Source organism: Paraburkholderia sp. UCT31 (assembly GCF_014397655.1).
GTDB lineage: Bacteria > Pseudomonadota > Gammaproteobacteria > Burkholderiales > Burkholderiaceae > Paraburkholderia > Paraburkholderia tuberum.
This window is the reverse complement of the sequence record NZ_VZQP01000175.1, coordinates 1-1,318: the sequence shown is the minus strand read 5'-3', so window position 1 is coordinate 1,318 and position 1,318 is coordinate 1. Positions and strand designations below refer to the sequence as shown.

The following is a 1,318-nucleotide window of genomic DNA, read 5'->3' as shown; positions in this document are numbered from 1 at the left end:
CCCGAAGACGCAAGCCAACTATGTGCGCATCGTACGCGAGTTCGCCCGATACATCGGGCGCTCGCCTGATACCGCCACCGTCGAGGACCTGCGAACCTACCAGCTGCATCTGGTCGATCATGGCACGTCGCCGGTGTCACTGAACGCCGCGATCACCGGGCTGAAGTTCTTCTTCGAGATCACGCTCCACGAGCCCGAACTGATGGCCCGGATGCAGCCCGTGCGCGTGCCCCGTACGCTACCGGTCGTGCTCAGCCCCGATGAAGTGCGGCGGCTCATTGCCGCAACAGGCAACCTCAAGCATCAGACGGCCCTCTCGGTCGCCTACGGTACCGGACTGCGTGCCAGCGAAGTGGTGGCGCTGAAGGTCACGGACATCGACAGCCAGCGCATGACGCTGCGCATCGAACAGGGCAAGGGCCGCAAGGATCGCTATGCGATGCTCTCGCCGGTGCTGCTCGAACGCCTGCGGGTCTGGTGGCGCGTGGCCCGTGCCCAGGGCAAGATGCCCGACGGCGGGTGGCTCTTCCCCGGGCTCGACCCCATCGACCCACTCAGCACCCGGCAACTGAACCGCGCCATCCATGCTGCCGCCGAGGCCGCGCAGATCGACAAGCGCGTGTCGATGCACACGCTGCGCCACAGCTTCGCCACGCACCTGCTCGAACAGAAGGTCGACATCCGCGTGATCCAGGTGCTGCTTGGCCACAAGAAGCTCGAAACCACCGCGCTTTACGCGCAGGTGGCCACCGACCTGCTGCGTGAAGTCACCAGTCCGCTGGAGCGCCTGCCCGCCAACTGACACGGCGCAGTGCCTCATGCTGGAGGTCGCGGACATCTTCCGCGCCCACGGGCCGGCGTGGCGTCGCACGGTCCACCTGAGCCTCGGGCAGCTGAAGGTGATGTCGGCCATCGAACAGTGCCGCAGCGCGGCGCTGGGCGGGCATGTGCTGCGCTGTTCCGGCTGCGCGCGCACCGAGATCGCGTACAACTCCTGCCGCAACCGCCATTGCCCAAAGTGCCAGGGCAATGCTGCACGACGCTGGCTCGAAGCGCGTCAGACCGATCTGCTGCCGGTCGAGTACTTCCACGTCGTCTTCACGCTGCCCGCTGCCATCAGCGCGATCGCCTGGTACAACAAGCGGGTCATCTACGGGCTGCTGTTCGACATCGCCGCCGACACGCTGCGCACGATCGCCGCAGATCCAAGACACCTCGGCGCCCAGATCGGGGCCACGCTTGTACTGCACACCTGGGGCTCAGCGCTCACGCATCATCCGCATGTGCACGGCATCGTCCCGGGTGGCGGGCTGTCGCC

The 1,318-nt window shown here is 66.6% G+C and carries 2 protein-coding genes; both read left to right on the top strand.

Annotation, left to right across the window (positions count from 1 at the left end; genetic code table 11):
• On the top strand, window positions 1-802 hold an 802-nt coding region (locus F6X40_RS41455), incomplete at its 5' end, for a tyrosine-type recombinase/integrase (protein WP_187631885.1).
• Window positions 803-818: 16 nt separating this feature from the next.
• The coding region (locus tag F6X40_RS41450; protein WP_187631884.1) for a transposase zinc-binding domain-containing protein at window positions 819-1,318 on the top strand (500 nt) is incomplete at its 3' end.